Here is a 22,621-nt window from a genome sequence, read left to right on the forward strand (position 1 = left end):
GCTCAGCCGTCCAGGGGCACGTCGGCGATACCGCGATAGGCGCTGCGCAGGGCCTCCGACCAGCGGTGCCGGATATCCTCGAAATACGGATCGCCCTCGGCGATGCGGCGCTCGATATGCTCGCCCGGATGGTCGCGGCGATAGACCATGAGGTCCAGCGGCAGGCCCACGGACATGTTGGAGCGCAGCGTCGAATCCATGGAAATCAGGCAGACCTTCGCCGCCTCCTTCACCGGCACTCCGAAGGTCATCACCCGATCGAGGATCGGCTTGCCGTACTTGGTCTCGCCGATCTGGAAGAAGGGCGTGTCCTCCGTCGCCTCGATGAAATTGCCCTCGGCGTAGATCTGGTAGAGCCTGAGCTTGCGCCCGGCGATCTGGCCGCCCAGCAGGAACGTGGCGTTGAAGCCGTGCGCGCCCTGTTCCAGCGACGGGCCGTCGACCTCGCGGACGTCGCGGATCGCCGCGCCGACCAGACGGGCGACGGCGAACATGCTGGGGGCGCCGAGAATGGTCTCCCCGGGATCGACCGAGTTGTCCTCCATCCGCTCTTCCAGCAGTCCGACCACGGCCTGGGTGACGGCGAGATTGCCCGCCGACATCAGCGCCACCAGCCGCTCGCCCGGACGCTTCCAGATCTTGAGCTTCCGGAAGGTGGAAATGTGGTCGATCCCGGCATTGGTGCGGGTGTCGGCCAGCATCACCAGCCCTTCGGCCGTCAACGTCCCGACGCAATAGGTCACTGCGGCGCATCCTCCGAGCATGAACAGGAAACAGGCCGCCTGATTAACGCAATCCGGCGGATTACGCCACGGATTGTGACTGGCTCTGGGTCTCGCCCTGCTCCTCCGGCACCAGCAGGAAGTCCCGCTGTATCTGCGCGCCGATCTCGATGTTGCGGTCGACGACACTGGTCAGGAACTCGTGCAGGCCGATCAGGTTGAAGATCTCGTCGATGGTGCCGTACTTGATCTGCGCGTGGACGCGGCCGGCCATTCTCAGGCTGGGCAGCGAGCGGCCGTAGTCGCCCGACAGATCCTCCAGGTTCCGCATGATCTCGTCATAGCAGCTCCGGATCGACCGCGGCATCTCGTCCCTGAGAATCAGCAATTCCGCCACGCGGATGGACCGGACCGCTTCGCCGAACAGCCGCCGGTAGTTGACATGCGCCGAAACCGACTGGAGCAGCGCCGTCCACTGATAGTAGTCGGCGGCGCCGCCGAGCGGCACGCCCTCCGGCAGGATCAGGTGGTACTTCACATCCAGGATCCGCGCAGTGGAATCGGCGCGTTCGACGAAGGTGCCGATGCGCAGGAAGTTGTAGAGGTCGTCGCGGATCATGGTGCCGGCGATGGCGCCGCGCACCAGATGGGAGCGCTGCTTCACCCAGTCGAAGAACTCCGAACGGCCGCGGCGCTCCATGGCCTCGACATCCATGTCCCGGATGCCGTGCCAGGTGTCGTTGACCGCCTCCCACAGTTCCCGCGTGATGGTATGCCGCTGGGCGCGCATGCTTTCGCGCGCGTTCTTCAGGCAGTTGTAGATGCTGGAGGGATTGTCACCGTCGAAGGCGATGAAATGGATGGCGTCGGCCTCGGTGACGGACTTGTATTTCTCGAGGTAGAGCGGCTCGGTGCCCGAAGCGATCAGGACCGAAAGCCACTCCCCGCCGTCCTCCGCCTTCATCGGCATCAGCGACATGCGCACGGCCACTTCCATCAGGCGGGCAAGGTTCTCGGCGCGCTCGACATAGCGGGAGGCCCAGTAGACGTCGTCTGCGGTACGGCTCAGCATCTCAGTCCTCCAGCACCCAGGTGTCCTTCGTGCCGCCGCCCTGGCTGGAATTGACCACCAGCGAGCCCTTCTTCATGGCCACGCGCGTCAACCCGCCCGGCACGATGCGGACCTCGTCCGCTCCCGTCAGCACGAACGGCCGGAGGTCGACATGCCGCGGCGCCACGCCTTCCTCGACGAAGGTGGGGCAGGTCGACAGCGCCAGCGTCGGCTGGGCGATGAAGCCGTCCGGATCCGCTTCGATGCGTTTCAGGTAGGTTTCCTGCTCGGCCTTCGTCGACTTCGGCCCCACCAGCATGCCGTAGCCGCCGGAGCCGTGGACCTCCTTCACCACCAGTTCGCCCAGGTTTTCGCGGATGTATTTCAGGTCGTCCGCCCGGCGGCCCATATAGGTCGGCACGTTCTTCAGCGTCGGCTCCTCGCCGAGGTAGAACCGCACCATCTCCGGCACGTAGACGTAGATCGCCTTGTCGTCGGCGACGCCGTTGCCGATGCCATTGGCGATCGCGACGTTGCCGGCGCGATAGGCCTCGACCAGGCCGCGCACGCCCAGCATGGATTCGGGATTGAAGGCGTCCGGGTCCAGGAAGGCGTCGTCGATGCGGCGATAGATGACGTCGACCCGCTTCGGGCCGCGGGTCGTACGCATGTAGACGACGTTCTCGCTGACGAAGAGATCCGCGCCCTCGACCAGTTCGACACCCATCCGGTCGGCCAGGAAAGCGTGCTCGAAATAGGCCGAGTTGAAGCGGCCCGGCGTCAGCACCACCACCTGCGGCGTACCGGTCTGATTGGGCGAGACCGACATCAGACTCTGTCGCAGCTCGTCCGGATAGTGGTCCACGGGCCGGACGCGGTGGCGCATGAACAGCTCCGGGAACAGGCGCATCTCGGCTTCCCGATTGCCCAGCATGTAGGACACGCCCGACGGCGTGCGGACATTGTCCTCGAGGACCACGAACTCGCCATCGACGCAGACCATGTCGACGCCGGCGATGTGCGCGTGAACGCCGGCGGGGGGCTCGATCCCCCGCATCTGCGGCAGGTAGGCGTCGTTGGCCTCGATGATCTCCCCGGGCACCACGCCCGAGGCGATGATCTCCTGGGCGCCATAGATATCGGAAAGGAAGGCGTTGATGGCGCGGACGCGCTGCTCCATGCCCCTGGCCATCTCGTCCCACTGCGTGCCGGTCAGGACGCGGGGAACGATGTCATAGGGTATCAGCCGCTCGGGATCCCCGCCCTCGCCATAGACCGCGAAGGTGATCCCCAGCCGGCGGAAGAGGAACTCCGCCTCCTGCCGCTTCTGTTCGAAGAGCTCGGTGGGCGTCCGTTCCAGCCAGTCGCGGAGATTGGCGTAGGCCGCGCGGACGTCCCCTTCCGGCGTCCACATCTCGTCGAAGGTCGCGGAACTGTCTTCTGTCATTGGCCCCCCTTCATCTCAAAGGACGTGGCTGCCGGCCGCCGCCCTTCAACGGGCAACAACGTCGCACGCGAACTTCGGGACCATGATTCCATGCGCCGCCGCGCTTGTCGTGGCGCAATTTTGGGCAGTGTCAGAACTCGAGCTGCATGTAGGCGACATTCAGCCAGCGCTCGAACTTGAAGCCGATGCGCCGGGCGACGCCGAACGGCGCGAAACCGGCCGCGCTGTGCAGCGCCACGGAAGCGCGATTGACCCCGGGGTCGCCGATGACCGCGATCACGCTGCGGAAGCCGTCGGCGCGCAGCCGGTCCAGCAGGGCCGCGAGCAGCAACCGTCCGGCGCCGTGGCCGGTCGCGCCCGGATGGAGGTAGATGGAATCCTCGGCCGTGAAGCGATAGGCCGGCCGTGGCCGGTAGGCGCCCGCATAGGCGTAGCCGATGACCTCGCCCTGCCGCTCCGCCGTCAGATAGGGAAATCCCCCCTCCCGATAGCCGGCGAAGCGCCGGCGCATCTCGGCCTGCGAGGGCGCCTCCAGTTCGAACGACGCCGTACCCGTCTCGACCCAGTGGGCGTAGATGGCGGTGATCGCGGCCATGTCGTCATCGCGGGTGTCGCGTACCCGCACGTCGCCTGCGGCCGGCGGCGTCAGTTCGCGTTCCATGGCGCCATGCCGTGCAGCCGGAGTTCCTGGAAAGCCCGGTCGGGGAAGACCGTCGGCAGTTCCCCGATCAGGACCTCCCCGCCCAGTTCCTCCCCCAGTCGCGTCAGGGCGCGGCGGTCGCCATCGTCCAGGCCGGCCAGGGCCTTGTCCAGAGGGTGCAGCACAAGGATCGGACTGAAGAACCGTCTGGGCCGGCCCGGCCGTATCAGGCCGCGGAGCAGGCGGGCCGCCGCCGGCAGGTCCACGGGCACGCCATAGGAATTGAAGGCCGCCTGTTCGTCGTCCGTCCAGGTTCGCCCGGCCTCGAAGACACGGCTTACCGGGCTGCCACGGAAGATCTCCACCCGTGCGCCGGCCTGACGCAACCGGACATAGATGATGTCGCGATAGCGCCGCGGCAGCCGCACCTCCAGCCGGGGCAGCACCGCGACGAGGATGATCAGAATGCCGAGGACGGCGACGGCGACGAAGATCGACGGCACGGACGCTCCTATGCCCGGGGATGATCGCGATGGTTGCCGATCCCGGCGGCGGCCGCAAGTTTCGCCGTCACATGATTGCCGGCGGCCATGGACCTTTGGCACACTGCGAATCCGTACGGCGCAAGGGGAGGTTTCCATGGCGGGCAGAAACAGGGCCATGATCGTGACGGCGCAGCCAGAGGCCTCTGAAGCCGGCGCCGAAGTGCTGATGCGCGGCGGCAACGCCGTCGACGCGGCCATGGCGGCGGCCTTGGTGCAGGGCGTGGTCGACCCGCAGATGTGCGGCATCGCCGGCTTCGGCTCCTGTCAGATCTACATGCCCCGGCGCGGCGTCCACACTTTCATCGACTTCCACGGCAAGACGCCGAAGGCGGCCCGGCCCGACATGTGGACCGACATCATCGAGGGCGAGACGCGCGACGGCTTCGGCTTCGTGCTGAAGGACAAGGTCAACGACCTCGGTTATCAGGCGGTGACCACGCCGGGCAGCCTGAAGGCCTATCACGAGGCGACGAGCGAGTTCGGCACCTGGGACTGGGCCGACATCTGCGCACCCGCCGTGGCCCAGGCGGAACAGGGCTTCATCGTCCGCCCGCATGTGGACTTCTGGTGGCATTCGGGGGCCAGCTTCGGCCGCGCCGACGTCACCGACCGGCTCGCCTTCTCGAAAACCGGGCGTGAGGCCTATTTCCGCGCCGACGGCTCGATCAAGCGGATCGGCGACCACGTCGCCAACCCCGACCTGGCGAAGACGCTGAAGCTGATCGCCGAGAAGGGGCCGGAAGTGTTCTACGAGGGCGAGATCGCCGAACGCATCGCCGAGGATTTCCGCGCCAATGGCGGCCTGCTGTCCTTTGACGACCTGAAGGATTACCGCACGACGCGGCTCGATCCGCTGCGCTTCGCCTATCGCGGCTGGGAACTCGCCACCAATCATCCGCCGGGCGGCGGCATCATGCTCAACGAGATGATGAACATCCTCGGTCACTTCGACCTCGCGGAAATCGGCCACAACACGGTCGAGTACATTCGCGTCGTCGCCGAGGCGATGAAGGTCGCGACCTCCGACAAGGACAATCACGTCGGCGATCCGGCCTTCTACGACGTGCCGGTCGAGCGGCTGACCTCCGACCTGCACGCCGAGGCGGCCGCGCGCCGCATCAAGGCGGGCAAAATGCACCATGTCGAGCGCATCGGCATGGAGGAATCGAAGCAGACCACCCACGTCGCCGTGATCGACGCCGACGGCAACGCTGTGACCATGACCCATTCGCTGGGCATGCCGTCGGGCGTCATCACCGACGGTCTCGGCTTCATGTACAACGGCTGCATGGCGGTCTTCGACCCGAGGCCCGGCCGCGCCGGCTCGATCGCGCCCGGCAAGTCGCGTTTCAGTTCGGTCTGCCCGACGCTCGGCTTTTGCGACGGCGATCTGCGGCTGGCCATCGGCGCACCCGGCGGCACCCAGATCGCCATGGGAGTGATGCAGGCGACGCTGAACGTCATAGACCACGGCATGACCATGACCGAGGCCGTCTCGGCCCCGCGTTTCTCCGCCACCTCCGACATCATCGATATCACCAACCGCATCCCCCGCTACGTCCAGCGGGAACTGATAGAACTGGGCTACGAGGTGGTTCGCAACCCGCTCAACTTCGACATCGGCGCCGTGCACGGCATCCGGCTGACCGAGGACGGCCGGCTCGATGGCGGGGCCGATCCCGGCCATGACGGCGTCGCTATCGGTGTCGAATAGGCGCGGCCCACCGACGCAGCCGGCGGTGATCTTCCTGTGACCGGCCTTCCTCCGCGGAAATCCGCACCCATCTGCGTGTCAGTATGGCGTCCCGGTCGTAGCGCAGGAGGTGTAGATGAGGATCCTGGTTCTGGTACTGATGTGTCTGGCCCCGCTGCTGGCGAAAGCCGGCGGGCTGCCGCCGGAAGGCGAAGTCCGCACCCACAGGGGCGTCGACCTGGTCGGCACCACCTATGCCGACCGTGACAGCGAGGATTTCTTCCGCGTCGCCGGGATGGCGGTCGACATGGTCCGCTCCCTGCCCCGGGCGGAGTGGAACCGCAGCGGACTGATCCGCAGGATCATCTACAACCCGCCTTCGAAATACCGCGACATCGACGACGAGACCGCGCACTTCACCGGCGTCTACTACCCCGAGCCCATGAACAGGTGGCCGGCACCCATGCTGATGAACCGCAGCGCCCGGTACGCCTCCGCCCTCGAACTGGCGCTGGCCATCGTCAGCGCCGGCATCCTGGCCGAGGACCACCGGAAATATGTCGACATGTCCGGCAGCGCGGCCGGGCGCGAGAGCGGCGAATACCGCCAGCTCCGCCTGCTGATGACCAAGTCGGCGTCCGCGGATGTCCAGCTCTCGGCGGACTGCCGGAACCTCGTCGCAGTCTACAATGCGCTGCGCATCCTCAACCCGCAGTCGATGGAACTCAATCAGCGGGTCCGCGAGATCAACAACCGCGGCTGCCGCTGACCGCCGTGCGGCTCAGGCGCCGTTCGTCTCCTCGACGATCCATTGCAGGTAGTCGTCGTTCACCATCGTGATCGGCAGGCCGATGATCGCGGGCGTCTCGTAGGGATGCAGTTCCCTGACCGCCGCGACGAGCCGGTCGAACAGCGCGGCGCGGGTCTTCAGCACCAGAGGCACCTCCGGCTCCCGCTCCACCTTGCCCTTCCAGTGATACGCACTCTCGATCGGCGCCATGACATTGGCGCAGGCGGCCAGACGCCTCTCGATCACGGCATCGGCGACCCTGTCCGCCGCGGCCTTGTCGGGGCAGTTGATCCAGACGTCGACAGCTTCCGCCTTCATGCCAGACCTTCGGGCGCCCGGAAGCCGCTCATGATCTGCTCCAGCATGGCCGCGACCGCGAGCGTGCGGCGGTCGCCCATCTCCGGTCCGACGATCTGCACGCCGACGGGCAAACCATCCTCCGAGGGCCCGGCCGGATAGACCGTCGCCGGCAGGTAGCTGACGCCGGTGAAGCCGGCCCAGAAGAGCTGCTGGAAATAGGGTACCGACCGGCCATTCACCGTGAGCTGGCGGGCGTTGAGATCCTCGGATTCGTCGTGCGGGAAGGCCGGCACCGAGGCAACGGGGCAGAGCAGCACGTCATAGCGGTCGAAGAACGCCGCCCAGGCCCAGCGCATCCGCGTCCGCGCCTCGTTAAGCCGCGCCCAGTCGCGGTGACGCATGGTCTGGGCGCGCAGCAGCATGGCGCGCCCGCTGGCGTCGTCGTCGGGCAGGGCATCGAGCTGCCTCAGGTTCTCCGTGAACACGTCCTCGGGCTGCCGCGCCGCCAGAGCGGCGTGGAGAAGCTGCATATAGGTCTCGTGGCACTCCCTCGGCTCGAAATCGGGCCGGGCCTTGTCGTCCACTTCGGCGCCCGCATCGGCCAGCGCCTTCGCCGCCGCCTCGATCCGCGCCTTCACGCGGTTGTCGACCGGCGCCATCGGATCGTCGGACCAGAGCGCCACCTTCAGTCCCTTCGCGCCGTGGTAGCCCGGCTGCGGCAGGTCGAGCTTCCAGCCCGGCGCATGCGGCCGGTCCGCGCCCGCCGTCAGGTCCAGCGCCAGTTCCAGATCGGCCGCCGACCGCGCCAGCGGCCCGACGACGGAGATATCGGTCGGCGTCAGCGCCCCGGCGAGGGAATGCCCGCGCATGGGCACGATTCCCCACGTCGGCTTGTGGCCGAAGACGCCGCTGTAATGCGCGGGGTTGCGGATCGAACCGCCGATGTCGGAGCCGTATTCCAGCGCCGAGAAGCCGGCCGCCAGCGCCGCCGCGCCGCCGCCCGAGGAGCCGCCGGGCGTATGGCCGGCCCGCCAGGGGTTGTGGGTGGTGCCGTAGACCGGGTTGTAGCTCTGGAAATCGGCGAGCATGACGGGGATGTTGGTCTTGCCGAAGATCACCGCGCCGGCGTCCTTCAGGCGCTTCACGACCACGCTGTCGGCCTTCGCGCGGTTGTCGCGGAACGCCTCGACGCCCCAGCAGGTCGGCAGCCCCTCGATGTCGAAGCTCTCCTTCACCGTCATCGGCAGGCCGTGCAGCGCGCCCCAGTTCTCGCCCCTGGCGCGGGCCGCGTCGGCGTCCCGGGCCCGGTCGCGGGCGCGATCGAAGTCACGGACCACGACGGCGTTGATGGCGTTGTCGTGACGCTCGACGCGGCCGATGTAGTGATCGAGCAGTTCCAGCGCGCCGACCTCGCCGCGGGCGATGGCCCCGCTCAGTTCCCGCGCCGTCTTCCAGGCCATGCCGGTCATCGTTCCCTCCCGCGCTGCCGGTTTCGGCACGCATCATTGCAGAATGCGAAGCATTCCGACCAGTTCCGATGCGCCGAACCCCGAAATCAGGAGCGCAGCCAGGCCCAGGCCTGATCCTCGTCGTCGCGGTCGAAGGAACGGATTTCCATGGGCAGGACGTGTTCGGCGGCCTCCACGGCGCGCTTCATCCAGTCGCTGGCCCCGACCAGGGCGTATCTGCGCACGTGCCGGATCGCGCCGATCTTCGCCGAGAACAGCGAGCCCGAGACCAGCATCGCCGGGTCGAAGCCCTCGTAGTCCTGCAGGCGGACGAACAGGTCGATACGCCGGCCGCTGGCGGTCGCTTCGCGCAGCGGCCCGACGATCGTGTCGATATCGCCCGGCGTGACGCGGCCATTGATCTCGAAGGCCAGCACGCCTTCCTCGCGCGGCTCGATCCGCCGGACCGCCTTCCGGGGTTGCGCCGGCGCCGCCGGGACATCGGAAGCGAAGGCCATCGCGGCGTCGCGCGAGGCCGGATCGTAGGCGCGGAACTCGACCGCGGCGACCGAACGGTTGAGGAAACGTACGATCGCGCTGACGAACTTCTTGTCGGAGACGGCGGCAACATGGGGGAAACGCTCCCACATCGACAACATCTCCATCTCGAAGCGGATGTCCTCGGCGATGGCGTCGCCGGTAACGTCGGACAGGCCGGTCAGGTCCACGAACAGGCCGAGGGTCTCGTGCCGCTCCAGCCTGGCGCGGCAGGCGCTTTCGATGGACTGGATGTCCTCCCGCGTGACCGTGCCCGAAAGCTCGATGGCGAGAACGTCGTCGGGGGCGTCGAGGATGGCGTACATGGCGGAATTCCCGTGCTGCCGTTGCTGACAGGCAGGGATATGCGCTCACGGGCCGCGGCGTTCAATGCGCCCGCCGGAAAAGAAAGGCCCCCGCCCCGGCAGGGATCCGGGACGAGGGCCGGAAGGCAATCGGGGGATCACGCGGAACCGATTTCGTGATCCCCCGACCGCAGGGTGGGTCTCAAGGCAATGGCCCGGCCGTTGGTGTCCCACCCAGCGGCTCTTTGTAAGGTCAGGCCGGCGGCACTCGGGCGTGAGAACAATACCGCCGGCCTGAAACGCCCCCGACCCCGATCGGTGGCGCGTTCTGTCCTTCGTCGCTGTCGGCTCGTGGTCCGCGCTGACCGGCAAGGCCTTCGGCGCTTGCCGTGAAACGCGTGACATGGGAACAATCAATCAATTCCAGATTGCGCCCGCCGACTGCGTGGAGGGGGCCCGAAGCGAAAGCGGGATATGTGATCTTCGCCATGTGCCACCCTCCGATAAGCTGTCACCCCGTCAACAACCCACCCCGCCGGCCTATTCGGTTACCCTATGAGCGAAGATGATCACGAAAGCGTGAGCGACGGACTGGCGGCGAATCTTCCCCGCCTCTGGCGCTATGCGCTCGTGCTCAGCCGCGATCACGCGACCGCCGAGGATCTGGTGCAGGCGACCTGCCTGCGGGCCCTGGAGCGCCGGGATCAGTACCGCACGGGCACCAACCTCCGGGCCTGGCTGTTCACCATCCTGTCCTCGATCTGGAAGAATCATCTCCGCGCCGAGCGGGTGCGGCAGGGAGCGGGTTTCGCCGACCCGGAAACCGCGCTGGTCGCCGACGGCGAGGGCGAGATGGAAATGAATAATCTGCTGCGGCGAGTGTTGATTGAGGTCGAAAGACTGCCGGAAGCGCAGCGGCAGACCGTCACCCTGGTCTATGCGGAGGGGTTTACCTACCGTGAAGCTGCGCGAATTCTGGACGTCCCCATCGGAACCATCATGTCCCGGCTTGCCACGGCACGATCCATGCCTGCAGGCCTGAAGGAGTCGCCGTCCGCGACCCCGCCTATGGAGGAAGACGAGCGGGAATGACCGCCAGTGCCGACAATGCGATGCTTGGGGACGAGGAGCTTGTCGCCTTCCTCGATGGCGAACTGCCGCTGGAAGAGCGCCGCCGGGTCAACCGCGCCCTCGCCGAATCGGCCGATGCGCGCCAGCGGCTGGAGCGACTTCGCACCGGCGACCGCCCCTTCCGGGAAGCCTTCGACCTGCTGGAGCGGCAGGCGCCGATGGACCGGCTGCGTCCCATGCTGGCCGACGCCGAGCGCCGCGCCGGCGCGTCAGCATCCCCCGCCGCCGACAGCCGCGCGCCGATGGCCGCGGCCGCCGCCATCCTGCTGGCTCTGGTCGGCGGCTTCGCCGGCGGCATGCTGCTGCAGCCGGAACCGGCCGAAGTGGCCCGGACCGCACCGGTCGAAGCGCCAGCGGAGCGCGGCTGGCGACAGGCCGTCGCAGATTACCAGAGCCTGTTCACGACCGAATCCCTCACACCATATCAGGGCGGCGATTCCGGTATCGAGCTGGCAAGCGCCACGGTCGGCCTGGAGCTGAAACGGCTGGCGCAGAACACGGACGAGCTCAATTTCCGGCGCGTGCAGGTGCTGCGCTTCAACGGCAAGCCGCTGATCCAGTTCGCCTTTCTCAGCGCCGACGGCATTCCGGTATCATTCTGCGTCATTCCGTCAGGCAACGAGCCCGCGCCGGAGAGCTTCGAGACCCGCAACGACATGGGCGTGGTCCACTGGGTCGATGACGGCTTCGGCTACATGGTCATCGGCGGCATGCCGCAGGAGCGCCTCTTCGACGTCGCGCACCAACTGAAGATGCGCCTGCCGGCCTGAACCGTCGGCGGGGCCGGTTCCTGCGAAGATTCCAGAGCATTCCACTGGTTGATTGAACCGACCCTCCAATTTCCTCCCCCATCAAGGGGGAGGTGGCTGCGCAGCAGCCGGAGGGGGGAAGGCCGGAGGCCATTTCGGCTTCGCCGATTCACCCCCACCCCGACCCTCCCCCATCAAGGGGGAGGGAGAGGGCTTCAATCAGATGTCGTAATGCACAGCTAATCCGTGGTCACGGCGTCATCCGCCGCCGGCGCATTTTCGGCGGCGGGGGATTCGGCGTTTTCCGGCATCCGGCACCCGATGGCCCAGAGCCCGTAGACCGGATGTTCCAGCGAGTTCAGGGACGGCATGGACGCCAGCATCCAGCCGTCGAAGACCACGGCGCGCGGCCGGTCGACGGCGTCGTCCTCGACGTGCAGCAGGACGAAGGATTCAGGCTGTTCGAACAACGGGCGGCTGCGGCAATAACGGGCGGTGATCTCCAGCGTGCCGAAACGCATGGTCTCGCCGATCGGGATTTCCAGGTCGGTGGTTGCGGCGGTGATCTTGTCGAGCACGCGCAGCACGGCGGTGTGACCGACCGGACGGTCGGGCGACGGGGCGGGCTGCGCGACGGCGGCGGCGGCGAGCAGGCTCAGCCCGGCAAGGACGCCGAGAAGCGCAGTCTGACGTAGTCGGCGGTCCATCTTCCCTCGCTGTCGCAGAGGCTGGGCCTCAGCAGTTCCACGGCCTCGGCGCGGGCCTCGGCGCGCTGGTCGGCCGGCAGGGCCTTGAAGAACGCCTCGCCAAATGTGTCCATCCAGCCGCCGACATCGGTCGGCAGCGGGGTCGGACGCGGTATCAGTTCGGCGGTGTGGACCTCGAAACCCTGCGCCGTCAGCAGGGATCCATATTCCTCGGGCGTGGGGAAATACCATGGCGAGAACGAGGCGCCATCGAGGCCGCGCGCATTGAGCACCGCGATCATGGCGGTCTTGCAGGCGGCGACGTTGGTATGGCCGCCGAACTCGCCGACGAACCGCCCGCCCGGCTTCAGCGCCCGTTTCACGCCGGCGATGACCTCGGCGGGCCGCAGCATCCAGTGCAATGCGGCATTGGAGAACACGGCGTCGAACTCCGCCTCGAAATTCAGCGCGTGACCGTCCATGACATGCGCATCCAGGCCCTTTTCCCGGGCGACGCGGATCATGTCCTCGCCGGCGTCGACGCCAACGACCTCGCAACCCATTTCCACGAGCTTCTCGGTCAGATAGCCGTCGCCGCAGCCGAGATCGAGGATGCGCTCGCCGCTCTGCGGCCGCAGCAGTTCCACCACGGGCATGCCCAGGACCGGAACGAATCCGGCGTTCTTCTGGTAGCGGTCGGACTGCCAGTCCTGCGGCTGCCCGCTCATTCCGACTTGCCGCTGGAATAGATCGCCTGGCCGACCAGATCGATCAGGTTCACCGCCCCCTGGGCAAAGCGGAAATTGTCGCCCGCCTCCATGTTGTCGATCCCCCCGCCCGGTTCGACCGAAAGATAGGAATCGCCCATCAGGCCCTCGGTCAGGATCCGGATGGCCGAATCGTCGGGAATGTCGACGCCCTTGCGCACGTTGATGCGCACGACGGCGAGCAGGCTGGACGGTTCCAGTTCGGTGGACATGACGGAACCGATCTTGATGCCGCTCATGCGCACGTCGGCGCCGACGTTCAGGCCGTCGATCTTGTCGAACTTGGCCGTCAGCGGAAAGCCGGACGTGGGCGCGATATCCGCGGTCCGGTAGGCGAAGATGATGAAGATCGCGGCGATGGCGAGAACCACCGCGCCGATCACTGTCTCGAGGACATTGCTGACCATGATCCGCGCTCCTTACCGGTCGGGCGACCAGGCTTCATAGTCGGCGTCCGACGCATCCCGTTCCGCCCGGCGCGTGACATGACCCTTCGGGCGGTAGGCGTGCGGCGTACCCGTCAGGTTCGGCTCATGCGGCCTTTCCCAGTCATAGACGATCGAATCGCCCTCCTTCGGGACTTCGTCGATAGTGTGGTGCAGCCAGGCGTTCCACATCGGCGGCACCTTCGAGCCCTCGTCGATCCCCTTGTAGACGACCCAGCGGCGGCCCGCTTCCTTGCGGTCCTCGTAGTAGGCGTTGCCGAACTGGTCCTCGCCGACCTTCCTGCCGCGCCGCCAGGTCATGAAACGGGTGAACATGTTGGGCATGAGCTTTCGGGACTCCCTGATGCGTGGGGCGGAATATGCCGAAAGGCTCCGGCGGCGGCAAGTACGCCCGCCCGGGGCTATGACGCAATATCGACGGCATGGGTATAGCCACCCTGACCGTCGGGAGCGAAATCAACCTGCACGCGCACTTCGCGCCCGCAGATGCGCACGGTCCAGATCTCCCGCCACAGGCGGTCGGCCAGCGGCGCATCGCCGGTGCTGCCCAGCCAGCGCCGGAATTGCGTATCGACGATGTGCCGCGCCGAGCTCCGGCAATCGCCGTCCAGCCGCGCGCCGGCGATGGCGAAGACGGCCGGCGTCGCCCTCACCTGCAATCGCCCGTCGGCCTTCGACGATCCCGGCAGCAGCACGGTCATGAACGGGCTCGCGCCCTCGCCCGCCGTCACCAGCACGTTGTGCAGCGCCGGCTCGCCGCAGCGGTCGATGCGCACCTGTTCGCGCCACTGTCCGCCGGTCGGTATGGGCAGGCCGGGTTCGAAGGACGGCTCGGCGATGATGCGCAGTTCCTGCCGCCGCATGCCCTTCAGCACCTGCACGCACTGCGGCGCCAGCCGGGTCTCCAGCCGGGCGATGCTGCGGCCCATCTCGTTGAGATAGGCCGGCGCGTTGACATATGCGCGGAAAGGCCCAACCCAGTCCGGTTCCGCCGCGGCGGCCAGTGCGGGCAGAAGGCAGGCCAGCGCTGCCAGCAGGCGGCGCATCAGGCGGCCGAGAGGCGCTCCAGCGCGGCGTTGAGCTTGGTGCGGGCCGCCGCCGCGTCCTCGCGGCGCTCCCGCTCCTGCTCGACCACGTGTTCGGGTGCGCGGGAGACGAAGTTCTCGTTGGCGAGCTTCTTCTCGATGCGCGCGATCTCGCCGTCCAGCTTCTCGATCTCCTTCGACAGCCGCGTCTTCTCGGCGCCGATGTCGATGACGTCGGCCAGCGGCAGCACCACCCGCATGCCGTCGACGACCGTCTCCGCGCCGCCGGCGCCGTCGGGCATGGCGAACACCAGTTCCGACAGCCGGGCCAGGCGGGAGATCATCTGCCGGTTGCGCTCGATCCGCGACTTACGTTCGTCGTCCGCATCGGGAAAGTGGGCGACGATCTGGGCGCCGGGCGGGACGTTGGTCTCGGCCCGGACGGAGCGGATCTCGGAGATCAGGTCGATGACGAAGCCGAATTCCTTCTCGGCTTCCGCATCCGCGAAATCGATGGCCGGCCAGTCGAGGGCCGAGACCGAACCTTCGCCGCCGGTGCGCTGCCAGAGCTCCTCGGTGACGAAGGGTGTGAAGGGATGCATCATCGCCAGGATGCGGTTCAACGCCCAACCTGCGGTTGCGCGCGTCTCGCCGGAGACCTCGGCGTCGTTGGACTGCAGCGCCGGCTTGGCCAGTTCCAGATACCAGTCGCAGAAGGTGTTCCAGACGAAGCGGTAGGCGGCGCCGGCCGCCTCGTTGAAACGGAAGGCCTCCAGTTCGCGGTCGATCGCCTGGGCCGCACGCGCCGCTTCGGCCGCGATCCAGCGGTTCACCGGCTGGGTCAGGGCCGCAGGGTCGAATTCCGCCGGCTCTGCGCACTGGTTCATCTCGCAGAAACGCGCGGCGTTCCATATCTTGGTGGCGAAGTTGCGGTAGCCGGCGACCCGCTGTGGCGAAAGCTTGATGTCGCGGCCCTGTGCGGCCATCGCCGTCAGCGTGAAGCGCAGTGCGTCGGCGCCGTATTCGTCGATCAGGTCCAACGGGTCGATGACGTTGCCCTTCGACTTGGACATCTTCTGGCCCTTCTCGTCGCGGACCAGGGCATGGATGTAGACCGTGTGGAACGGAATCCCGTCCATGAAGTGAAGACCCATCATGATCATCCTGGCGACCCAGAAGAAGATGATGTCGAAGCCGGTGATCAGCACGTCGGTCGGGTAGTAGCGTTTGAGCTCCGGCGTCTCGTCGGGCCAGCCCAGCGTCGAGAACGGCCACAGTGCGGACGAGAACCAGGTATCCAGGACGTCCTCGTCGCGGGTCAGCTCGACCTTGCGGCCATAGTGCTTCTCCGCCGCGGCTCCCGCCTCTTCCTCGGTGTGCTCGACGAAGATCGCGCCGTCGGGTCCGTACCAGGCCGGAATCTGGTGGCCCCACCAGAGCTGGCGGCTGACGCACCAGGGCTGGATGTTGCGCATCCACTCGAAATAGGTGTTCTCCCAGTTCTTCGGGACGAACTGGATGCGGCCTGTCTCGACGGCCTCGATGGCGGGCTTCGCCAGCGTGGCCGCATCGACGAACCACTGGTCGGTGAGCCACGGTTCGATGACGACGCCGGAGCGGTCGCCATAGGGCACCGTGTGGGTGATCTCGTCGATCTGCTCCAGCAGGCCTTCGGCCTCCAGATCGGCGATGACCTTCTCGCGCGCGGCGAAACGCTCCAGACCGCGATAGGCCTCGGGCACATTGTCGTTCAGGACCGCGTGCTCGTCGAAGATGTTGACCATCTCGGCGTCGTGGCGCTTGCCGACCTCGAAGTCGTTGAAGTCGTGGGCCGGCGTGATCTTCACCGCGCCGGAGCCCTGTTCGGGATCGGCGTATTCGTCGGCGACGATCGGGATGCGGCGGCCGACCAGCGGCAGGATGACGTGCTTGCCGATCAGGCCGGTGTAGCGCTCGTCGTCCGGGTGGACCGCCACGCAGGTGTCGCCCAGCATCGTCTCCGGCCGGGTGGTCGCGACGGTGATGAAGGCGCCGTCCTCGCCCTCGACCGGATAGCGGAAGTGCCACATGTGGCCCTTCACTTCGCGGTTCTCCACCTCCAGGTCGGAGATCGCGGTCAGCAGCTTCGGATCCCAGTTGACCAGCCGCTTGTCGCGGTAGATCAGATCCTGTCTGTAGAGGTCGACGAAGACCTTGCGGACGGCAGCGGAAAGCCCCTCGTCCATGGTGAAGCGCTCGCGGTCCCAGTCGCAGGACGCGCCCAGGCGGCGGAGCTGGTTGGTGATGGTGCCGCCCGACTCCTCCTTCCATTCCCAGACGCGCTCGACGAAGGCCTCCCGGCCCATGTCGCGGCGGTTCTTCCCCTGCTCGGCGAGCTGGCGTTCCACGACCATCTGGGTGGCGATGCCGGCGTGGTCCGTGCCCGGCTGCCACAGCGCATCGCGCCCCTTCATGCGCCGCCAGCGCATCAGGACGTCCTGCAGCGTGTTGTTGAGCGCGTGGCCCATGTGCAGGCTGCCGGTGACGTTCGGCGGCGGGATCACGATGGTGAAGGGATCGCCGTCCACCTGACCGCAGCGGAACAGGCCGCCCTGTTCCCAGTCGCGATAGAGCCGCTGTTCGACCTCCTGGGGCCGATAGGTCTTGTCCAGCATCGCCGAACCCGCCGTTTCCGATTGAACTGACACCATCCGCGGCGCGTCCGCGCCGGGATGCAGGGTACTAGGGCGCAGGACGCCAGGGCGTCAAGTGGAAGGGCGGCTAGCGCTTGCTGTCGTCGACCTCGCCGGCGAGCTTGGCGATCTCGCGTTCGACGATACGCTGGACGATGGCGGGCAGGTTCTTGTCCAGCCATTCCTTCAGCATCGGCCGCAGCAGCTCCTTGGTGATGTCTTCCAGACTGCGGTGGGTCGGCACGGAAATGTCGCGCTGGGACGAAACCCGGTGGGTGAGCGCGGCGAGCGAGGCTGCCGATTCGGCGGCGGTGACGTCGGAGATCAGACGATCGGTGATCGTCTGCGGCGACAGCGGCGGGGCCGGCGCTTCCATGCGGTCGTCCGCCGCGCCGCCCGTCAGGTCGGTGTCGGAATCCTCGTCCTCGACCATGTCGGTCAGTTCGAGAACCTCTTCCTCTTCGGGCTCCGGCGCGGGCGCGGGCTCGGGCTCCGGTTCGGGCGCGAATACCGGCTCCGGCTCGGGCTCGGGCTCCGGTTCCGGATCGGAGTCCGGCTCGGAGTTCAGCATCTCCTCGACGGAGTCCTCTTCCTCGGCCGCATCCGGCTTCGGCTGTTCTTCCTCGTCGTCTTCGGAAATGATCCGCCGGATGGAGGCGAGAATCTCCTCCATTGTCGGTTCGTTCTGGGCGTTGGCGTCGCTCATGATCTTTCCGTGTTCAATGACGGCCGTCGGTCGCGCGGCGTCCGGAATGGCCAGCGTTGCACGGATGACGCTAAAGCTTGGTTAACGCCCCCGCAATGCTCACTCGGCCCGCGGCTGGGTGCCCCACCACTGATCGCGGACCTGCCTGTAGTGGACATCGGGGTCGTAGGCTTCGACCGCGAGACCAAGCACCGCGACGCTGAGACGCCCGACGGCGTCCAGCAGCTGATAGGCCCCGACATACTCGTCGCGCTCCGCCTGAACCAGCGCGACCTGCGAATCCAGCAGGTCCTGTTCGGCGTCGAGCACGTCCAGCGTGGTGCGCGAGCCGACCTGCGCCTCCTGGATCACGCCTTCCAGCGCGATCTCGTTGGCGCGCACTTCGGCGCGGCCGGCCACGATCCGGGCGCGCGCGGTCTCCAGCGCTTCCCAGGCCTGGGTCACGCCTTCGCCGACCAGCCGGCGGGTCTCCTGCACTTCCAGCATGCGCTGGCTGTGCACATTCTTCTGCTGGCGCACGCCGCTGTGGACGGCCCCGGCCTGGTAGATCGGCACCGTCAGCACGCCGCGCAGACGCAGCGTGGTGTCGTCGTCGCCGGCCTGGGTGCTGTTGCGCGAATGGGTCGCCAGCGCCTCCACGTCGACCTGGGGCAGAAGCTGGCCATAGGTCGCGCGGATGTCGTGCTCCGCCGAGTCGGCAGTGTTGACCGCGACCAGCAGATCCGGATTTTCCGCGTAGGCGATCTCCAGCGCCAGCTTCTCGCTGGGCGGCACGTCGGGCAGCGGCGGCGGCGGCTGCAACTGATCGGGCATGTTGCCGACGACACGCTCATAGGCCGCGCGCGAGGCGATCAGGTTGCCCTCGGCCTGCGCCCGGTCGGCCGCGGCGCGCGACAGCGCCGCCCGCGCCTGGGCCACATCGGTGCGGGTGATCTCGCCAACGTCGAAACGGTCCTGCGCCGCCTCGAGCTGACGCCCCAGCCGCTCCTCGTTGTTCAGGTTGAGCTGCACGATCGCCTGGTTGAGCAGCACTTCCATGTAGACGGTGACGGCGTCCAGCAGGATGTCCTGCTCGGTGGAACTCAGATTGGCGCGGCCGGCCAGCACCAGCGCCTCGGCGGAATTGACCTCGGCCGGCGTGGTGCCGCCGTCATAGACCGGCTGGGTCAGGTTCAGCGTGGTGCTGAGAGGCACGGTGGTGTCCGAACTCGAAACGCCGCGGACCTCCTGATCGCTGAACTGGACGGCGCCGTCGGCCGTGGCCACGACGGTGGGCCGCCAGCCCGCCAGCGCCTGGTTGACGTTCTCGTCGACGGCGCGGAGGTTGGCGCGTTCGGCGGCCAGTGTCGGATTGGTCGTGTAGGCGGCGATCAGGGCTTCACGCAGGGTCTCGGCCGCCGCCGGCCCGGCAAGGGCCGTCAGCAGGGCAGCGCCGGAGACCGCGCCTAGTAGCGCGCGATTGACGGGTCGATTTCGAGCGACCATCTGTCGATGCCCCCTTCCATGTTGGTGACATTGCCGAAACCCTGCTGTCGCAGGTAGTTGACCGCCTGCATGCTGCGGCCGCCATGGTGACAGTTGATGACCACGGGCCGGTCCCGCGGCACCTCGGCCACGCGCTGGGGCAGACTCTTCAGCGGGATCAGGAGGGCGTCCTCGATATGACCCTGGTCGAACTCCCAAGGCTCGCGCACATCGATGATCGCGGCGCCCTTCGCGCGCATGTCGGCGGCCTCGGGGACCGTCACCTCCAAAGGCAGTTCGGGAGCGCTCAAAACACGAAACTCTTCTTCTTCTCGAAGCCGGGCAGGACGGGCGTCGCCGCGTCGAAGATCGTGCGCCGGCCGATCCCGCCCACGCGGGTGAAGATGATCAGCTTGCCGATGCCGCCCTCGCGCAGCACCGTCATCAGCCGCCCGCCTTCGGCGAGCTGGTCCAGCAGGGTCTCCGGCACTTCGGCCACCGCACCTTCCAGTATGATCACGTCGAAGGGGCCCTGGTCGGGAATGCCCTGCGCCAGTTCGCCCTCGACCACCGCCACGTTGGCGATGCCCAGGCCCGCCAGCGTCTCGGTGGCGCGGCGGACGAATTCCGGATCCTGCTCCAGCGCGATCACCGTGCCGGCCAGCGCCGCGGCCACGGCCGCGCCGTAGCCCGTGGTGCAGCCGACCACCAGCACCGTATCGTCGGCCTCGATGCGGGCGTCCTGCAGCATGCGCGCCAGCACCATCGGCTCCATCATGTAGCGGCCATCGCCCAGCGGCAGGTCCTCGTCGACATAGGCGATGCCGCGCAGTTCCTTGGGCACGAAGGCCTCTCTCGGCACGCGATCGATCGCCTCGATCAGACGCTCGTCGATCAGCCGGTTCGGCCGGAGCTGGCTGTTGATCATGGCCTGGCGGGCGGCCTCGTAATCCAGACTTGTGGACATTCACCCTTTCCCGGAAGCGCGCGGACCCCTCGGATCCACGGAAAACTCATGCAATTCGTGGCGTTATAAGGTGCGCGGGATCGCCGCGCAATGCGACCGGAACGCAACACCGCTTCCCGCTTGACCCGCCCCGGAGCGGGGCCTATACCGCAGCCCGCCCACTCATTGGTACGGCGCGGTGGCGGAGTGGTGACGCAACGGACTGCAAATCCGTGTACACCGGTTCGATTCCGGTCCGCGCCTCCAGCCTTTCCATCAGTCCAGTGGCCCGGCATCCGGGACGCAGCGGGTTGAATGCCGGGGCGGTCTCTCTCAAGTGAAATGCAGACGGGGTCGCCCGGCCCCGAAGGGGGCGCGGACGCGCGGCGGCGGAGCCGCCATTGGCCGTGGCAGCCGTTCTCCATCGCGGCGGGGCGGAGAGCCCCGCTCCGGATTCCCCGTTCCGGATTCCCCGCTCCCCCGGCAACCACCGCAGGAACCTCATGTCATGATGCCACCCAGAAGAACCGCACCATTCAATCCCCGCGGTTTCTGGCATTGGCGCCATGCGCCCGTTGTGGTGATGCTCGCCGCGGCGGTCGCGGCCACCCTGCCGCCCTACCTCATTGCAACATGGCCTGCTCCCCTCGAAGCGTTCTGGGCCTGGCTGAACCGGGGCCATGGCGCGGACGGAGTCACGAACGGCGCCACGCTGCGCAATCTGGGGCTGATCCTGCTCGGGCTGATCGCCCTGCCGCTGCTGGTCTGGCGCAGCGTCACCGCCCACCGCCAGGCCCACCGGCAATTCCGGCAGCTCGAGTCGGGCCAGCGCGGCAACCGCTACGGCCGGCTTCAGGATGCCGCCGGGATGCTGGGCGCGGACTCCCGACAGGAGCGGATGGCCGCGATGTTCGTCCTCGACGAACTCCGCTGCGAGGATCCCGCCGCCTACCACGTCCCGGTCATGCGCCTGCTGACGGCCTGCTTTCAGGACATGCGCGGCCCGGAGAGGCCGCCCAAAGGTGAGCCGTCCGCCGGCGGCGCCGGGAGCCTCTACACCGCAGACGAAAAGCGCCTGCTGTTCCGCACGCTCGGCACACGCGACGACAGGATGAAACGCGCCGAGCGGGCCGCCGGCTATCACCCCGAACTGCGCGGCGCCCGCATCCCCGCGCCGCTTGCCTGCCACTTCCTCGATTTCTCCGACTTCGATTTCGCGAAGATGGACCTGTCCGGGATCCGGTTCGAGGGCTGCGATTTCTCCCGCGCCGGCCTCGATCGCTGCGGACTGCGCCATTGCGCCTTCTTCCGCGGCGCAATGAAGGGCGTCCACATGACCGGCAACGCCATCGACGGCGCGACGTTCCACAGGGTGGAGGGGCTGAGCCCGAGACGGCTCCGGCACAACGCCTATGACTGCGAAGACGGCCTGCCGGCAGCGTTCATCGACGCCACGACCGGCGAGGAGCAGCCGGTCGATGTCACTCCGGCCCCGGAGACAGCCGCCGACAGGACCGCCGCGGAGCCCGCCTGATCCTGCCGGCGATCGTGGCGACACTGGCGCCGGCGCAGCGATCGCGCGGCTGTCGCCGATGCCGCGGCGCGGCCGGGGACGGTGGGATTTTTCGCTGGCCAATCCATGGGGCCTTTGTTATATCGCCGCTCCGCCACGGCTGGTCCTCGGTAGCTCAGTTGGTAGAGCAAGCGGCTGTTAACCGCTGGGTCGTAGGTTCGAGTCCTACCCGGGGAGCCAACCGGCGGCTTTTTTCCGATCATCTCCACGTCGGCCTGAGCGAGGCGTTGCACCCTCCGCCGGGCAGAATCCGTCGGAGCTTTCGGTCGACTTCCTCGGGGCACTCCGCTCGCACGCGACAGGCGGACGCGCCCGCCTCGGGTTGAAGCCCCTGATCCGACTGAAGAAATCAGAAGCAGGCCGGGTGCGCCTCCACACTCAAGCCCGGTCCCGCGGCCGATGACGGTCCCTGCGCGATGGCGTGCAGCCGTCGTTGGCCGTTGCAACGCTGCACCGGCCACCCGCCACCGCGCCAATCGTCCGCCGCGCCGTCACAGCCGGTCGGCCACCGCCTCCATGAAGGCGTCGCGGACGCCGATCTCCCGCAGGTGCGCGACCGTCTCCCGCACATAGTCGACATTGCGGCCGCTGTGGCCTTCGGCGCATCGCACCGTCTCCACCGCCGTCTCCACGCTGATGCGGTCGGCATATTGCGGGTTGGCGCGGTCGACGGTGAAGGTCAGGCCTTGCACCGCGCCGCCGTCGGCGAGGTCGAGGCGGACATGGGTGGGCACGTAGACCGGCGTCACCATCTCCCGGGCCGCGAGGTAATCGAAGGCGGCCTGCGCTTCATCCTCGGGCACGCGGTAGGCCGCCCCGATGCAGGAGCCGCCGCGGTCCAGGCCCATCACCAGCCCCGGCGCGTGCTGCAGCCCGCGGTGATGCCAGGACCAGACGCAGAGCCGGCGGTGCCGGCCGCGCAGCAGCGCCTGCTGGCGCTCGGCGTGTTCGAAGCCGGGCCGCCACATCAGCGAGCCG

At 67.6% G+C, this 22,621-nt stretch carries 24 protein-coding genes and 2 tRNA genes; 7 read left to right on the plus strand and 19 right to left on the minus strand.

Going from position 1 to position 22,621, the window contains the following annotated elements; all coding sequences use genetic code 11:
* Positions 1 to 2 precede the first annotated feature (2 nt).
* The 5 genes from TEF_17080 to TEF_17100 all read right to left on the minus strand — a co-directional run bounded on the left by TEF_17080 (position 3) and on the right by TEF_17100 (position 4,363).
* On the minus strand, positions 3 to 743 hold the full coding sequence (locus TEF_17080) for a peptidase (GenBank protein ID ANK83566.1): 741 nt from the start codon (positions 741 to 743) through the stop codon (positions 3 to 5).
* Between the two features lie 61 nt (positions 744 to 804).
* Positions 805 to 1,794 (minus strand): hypothetical protein, encoded by a 990-nt coding sequence (locus tag TEF_17085; protein ID ANK82316.1) that lies wholly within the window; start codon positions 1,792 to 1,794, stop codon positions 805 to 807.
* 1 nt (position 1,795) lies between these two features.
* On the minus strand, positions 1,796 to 3,220 hold the full coding sequence (locus TEF_17090) for a hypothetical protein (GenBank protein ID ANK82317.1): 1,425 nt from the start codon (positions 3,218 to 3,220) through the stop codon (positions 1,796 to 1,798).
* Positions 3,221 to 3,350: 130 nt separating this feature from the next.
* On the minus strand, positions 3,351 to 3,881 hold the full coding sequence (locus tag TEF_17095; GenBank protein ANK82318.1) for a hypothetical protein: 531 nt from the start codon (positions 3,879 to 3,881) through the stop codon (positions 3,351 to 3,353).
* Positions 3,866 to 4,363, minus strand: coding sequence for a hypothetical protein (locus TEF_17100; protein ANK82319.1), 498 nt, complete (start codon positions 4,361 to 4,363; stop codon positions 3,866 to 3,868). Before TEF_17100 ends, TEF_17095 begins: the two co-directional genes overlap by 16 nt.
* Before the next feature lie 136 nt (positions 4,364 to 4,499).
* On the opposite strand from TEF_17100, the gene TEF_17105 reads away from it, so the two are divergent.
* Together TEF_17105 and TEF_17110 are read left to right on the plus strand one after the other, a co-directional pair.
* Positions 4,500 to 6,119 carry a gamma-glutamyltransferase gene (locus TEF_17105; protein ID ANK82320.1) on the plus strand — a complete coding sequence of 540 codons (1,620 nt, stop codon included), beginning with the start codon at positions 4,500 to 4,502 and terminating at the stop codon, positions 6,117 to 6,119.
* 139 nt (positions 6,120 to 6,258) lie between these two features.
* Positions 6,259 to 6,867 carry a hypothetical protein gene (locus tag TEF_17110; protein ID ANK82321.1) on the plus strand — a complete coding sequence of 203 codons (609 nt, stop codon included), beginning with the start codon at positions 6,259 to 6,261 and terminating at the stop codon, positions 6,865 to 6,867.
* A 12-nt stretch (positions 6,868 to 6,879) separates the two neighbouring features.
* On the opposite strand, the gene TEF_17115 is transcribed toward TEF_17110, so the two are convergent.
* The 3 genes from TEF_17115 to TEF_17125 all read right to left on the minus strand — a co-directional run bounded on the left by TEF_17115 (position 6,880) and on the right by TEF_17125 (position 9,499).
* Positions 6,880 to 7,206 carry a hypothetical protein gene (locus tag TEF_17115; GenBank protein ID ANK82322.1) on the minus strand — a complete coding sequence of 109 codons (327 nt, stop codon included), beginning with the start codon at positions 7,204 to 7,206 and terminating at the stop codon, positions 6,880 to 6,882.
* Positions 7,203 to 8,657 carry a hypothetical protein gene (locus TEF_17120; GenBank protein ANK82323.1) on the minus strand — a complete coding sequence of 485 codons (1,455 nt, stop codon included), beginning with the start codon at positions 8,655 to 8,657 and terminating at the stop codon, positions 7,203 to 7,205. Before TEF_17120 ends, TEF_17115 begins: the two co-directional genes overlap by 4 nt.
* 86 nt (positions 8,658 to 8,743) lie before the next feature.
* Positions 8,744 to 9,499 (minus strand): hypothetical protein, encoded by a 756-nt coding sequence (locus TEF_17125; protein ID ANK82324.1) that lies wholly within the window; start codon positions 9,497 to 9,499, stop codon positions 8,744 to 8,746.
* 534 nt (positions 9,500 to 10,033) lie between these two features.
* Between TEF_17125 and TEF_17130 the strand changes: the two genes are divergently transcribed.
* Positions 10,034 to 10,570: an RNA polymerase subunit sigma-24 gene (locus tag TEF_17130; protein ANK82325.1), complete on the plus strand. Its 537-nt coding sequence runs from the start codon at positions 10,034 to 10,036 to the stop codon at positions 10,568 to 10,570.
* Positions 10,567 to 11,379, plus strand: coding sequence for a hypothetical protein (locus TEF_17135; protein ID ANK82326.1), 813 nt, complete (start codon positions 10,567 to 10,569; stop codon positions 11,377 to 11,379). The genes TEF_17130 and TEF_17135 overlap by 4 nt, the downstream gene beginning before the upstream one ends.
* 218 nt (positions 11,380 to 11,597) lie before the next feature.
* On the opposite strand, the gene TEF_17140 is transcribed toward TEF_17135, so the two are convergent.
* The 10 genes from TEF_17140 to TEF_17185 all read right to left on the minus strand — a co-directional run bounded on the left by TEF_17140 (position 11,598) and on the right by TEF_17185 (position 20,079).
* Positions 11,598 to 12,065, minus strand: a complete 468-nt coding sequence (locus TEF_17140) for a hypothetical protein (GenBank protein ID ANK82327.1) — start codon at positions 12,063 to 12,065, stop codon at positions 11,598 to 11,600.
* The gene (locus TEF_17145; protein ANK82328.1) at positions 12,014 to 12,772 is read right to left on the minus strand and encodes a trans-aconitate methyltransferase; all 759 of its coding nucleotides are present in this window, start codon (positions 12,770 to 12,772) and stop codon (positions 12,014 to 12,016) included. Before TEF_17145 ends, TEF_17140 begins: the two co-directional genes overlap by 52 nt.
* Positions 12,769 to 13,218, minus strand: coding sequence for an outer membrane lipid asymmetry maintenance protein MlaD (locus TEF_17150; protein ANK82329.1), 450 nt, complete (start codon positions 13,216 to 13,218; stop codon positions 12,769 to 12,771). The genes TEF_17145 and TEF_17150 overlap by 4 nt, the downstream gene beginning before the upstream one ends.
* Positions 13,219 to 13,230: 12 nt before the next feature.
* The gene (locus TEF_17155) at positions 13,231 to 13,581 is read right to left on the minus strand and encodes an NADH dehydrogenase (GenBank protein ANK82330.1); all 351 of its coding nucleotides are present in this window, start codon (positions 13,579 to 13,581) and stop codon (positions 13,231 to 13,233) included.
* A 77-nt stretch (positions 13,582 to 13,658) separates the two neighbouring features.
* Positions 13,659 to 14,303: a hypothetical protein gene (locus TEF_17160; GenBank protein ID ANK82331.1), complete on the minus strand. Its 645-nt coding sequence runs from the start codon at positions 14,301 to 14,303 to the stop codon at positions 13,659 to 13,661.
* Positions 14,303 to 16,972: a valine--tRNA ligase gene (locus tag TEF_17165; GenBank protein ID ANK82332.1), complete on the minus strand. Its 2,670-nt coding sequence runs from the start codon at positions 16,970 to 16,972 to the stop codon at positions 14,303 to 14,305. Before TEF_17165 ends, TEF_17160 begins: the two co-directional genes overlap by 1 nt.
* A gap of 70 nt (positions 16,973 to 17,042) precedes the next feature.
* Complete coding sequence (locus TEF_17170) at positions 17,043 to 17,660, minus strand: hypothetical protein (protein ID ANK82333.1); 618 nt, start codon at positions 17,658 to 17,660, stop codon at positions 17,043 to 17,045.
* A 99-nt stretch (positions 17,661 to 17,759) separates the two neighbouring features.
* Positions 17,760 to 19,145, minus strand: coding sequence for a hypothetical protein (locus TEF_17175; protein ANK82334.1), 1,386 nt, complete (start codon positions 19,143 to 19,145; stop codon positions 17,760 to 17,762).
* A complete protein-coding gene (locus TEF_17180) occupies positions 19,106 to 19,384 on the minus strand; it encodes a hypothetical protein (protein ANK83568.1) in 279 nt (92 codons plus the stop codon). Before TEF_17180 ends, TEF_17175 begins: the two co-directional genes overlap by 40 nt.
* 47 nt (positions 19,385 to 19,431) lie before the next feature.
* Positions 19,432 to 20,079, minus strand: coding sequence for a protein-L-isoaspartate O-methyltransferase (locus TEF_17185; GenBank protein ID ANK83567.1), 648 nt, complete (start codon positions 20,077 to 20,079; stop codon positions 19,432 to 19,434).
* Positions 20,080 to 20,263: 184 nt separating this feature from the next.
* On the opposite strand from TEF_17185, the gene TEF_17190 reads away from it, so the two are divergent.
* The 3 genes from TEF_17190 (at position 20,264) to TEF_17200 (ending at position 21,823) form a co-directional block, all read left to right on the plus strand.
* Positions 20,264 to 20,337: transfer RNA gene (locus TEF_17190), tRNA-Cys, on the plus strand.
* A gap of 310 nt (positions 20,338 to 20,647) precedes the next feature.
* Entirely contained in the window at positions 20,648 to 21,604 is a 957-nt protein-coding gene (locus TEF_17195; GenBank protein ANK82335.1) for a hypothetical protein, read from the plus strand.
* A 143-nt stretch (positions 21,605 to 21,747) separates the two neighbouring features.
* Positions 21,748 to 21,823: transfer RNA gene (locus TEF_17200), tRNA-Asn, on the plus strand.
* A 311-nt stretch (positions 21,824 to 22,134) separates the two neighbouring features.
* Here the strand turns inward: TEF_17200 and TEF_17205 are convergent.
* Positions 22,135 to 22,611, minus strand: a complete 477-nt coding sequence (locus TEF_17205) for a hypothetical protein (protein ID ANK83569.1) — start codon at positions 22,609 to 22,611, stop codon at positions 22,135 to 22,137.
* Between the last annotated feature and the right edge of the window lie 10 nt (positions 22,612 to 22,621).

Source organism: Rhizobiales bacterium NRL2, assembly GCA_001664005.1.
Taxonomy (GTDB): Bacteria; Pseudomonadota; Alphaproteobacteria; order Minwuiales; family Minwuiaceae; genus Minwuia.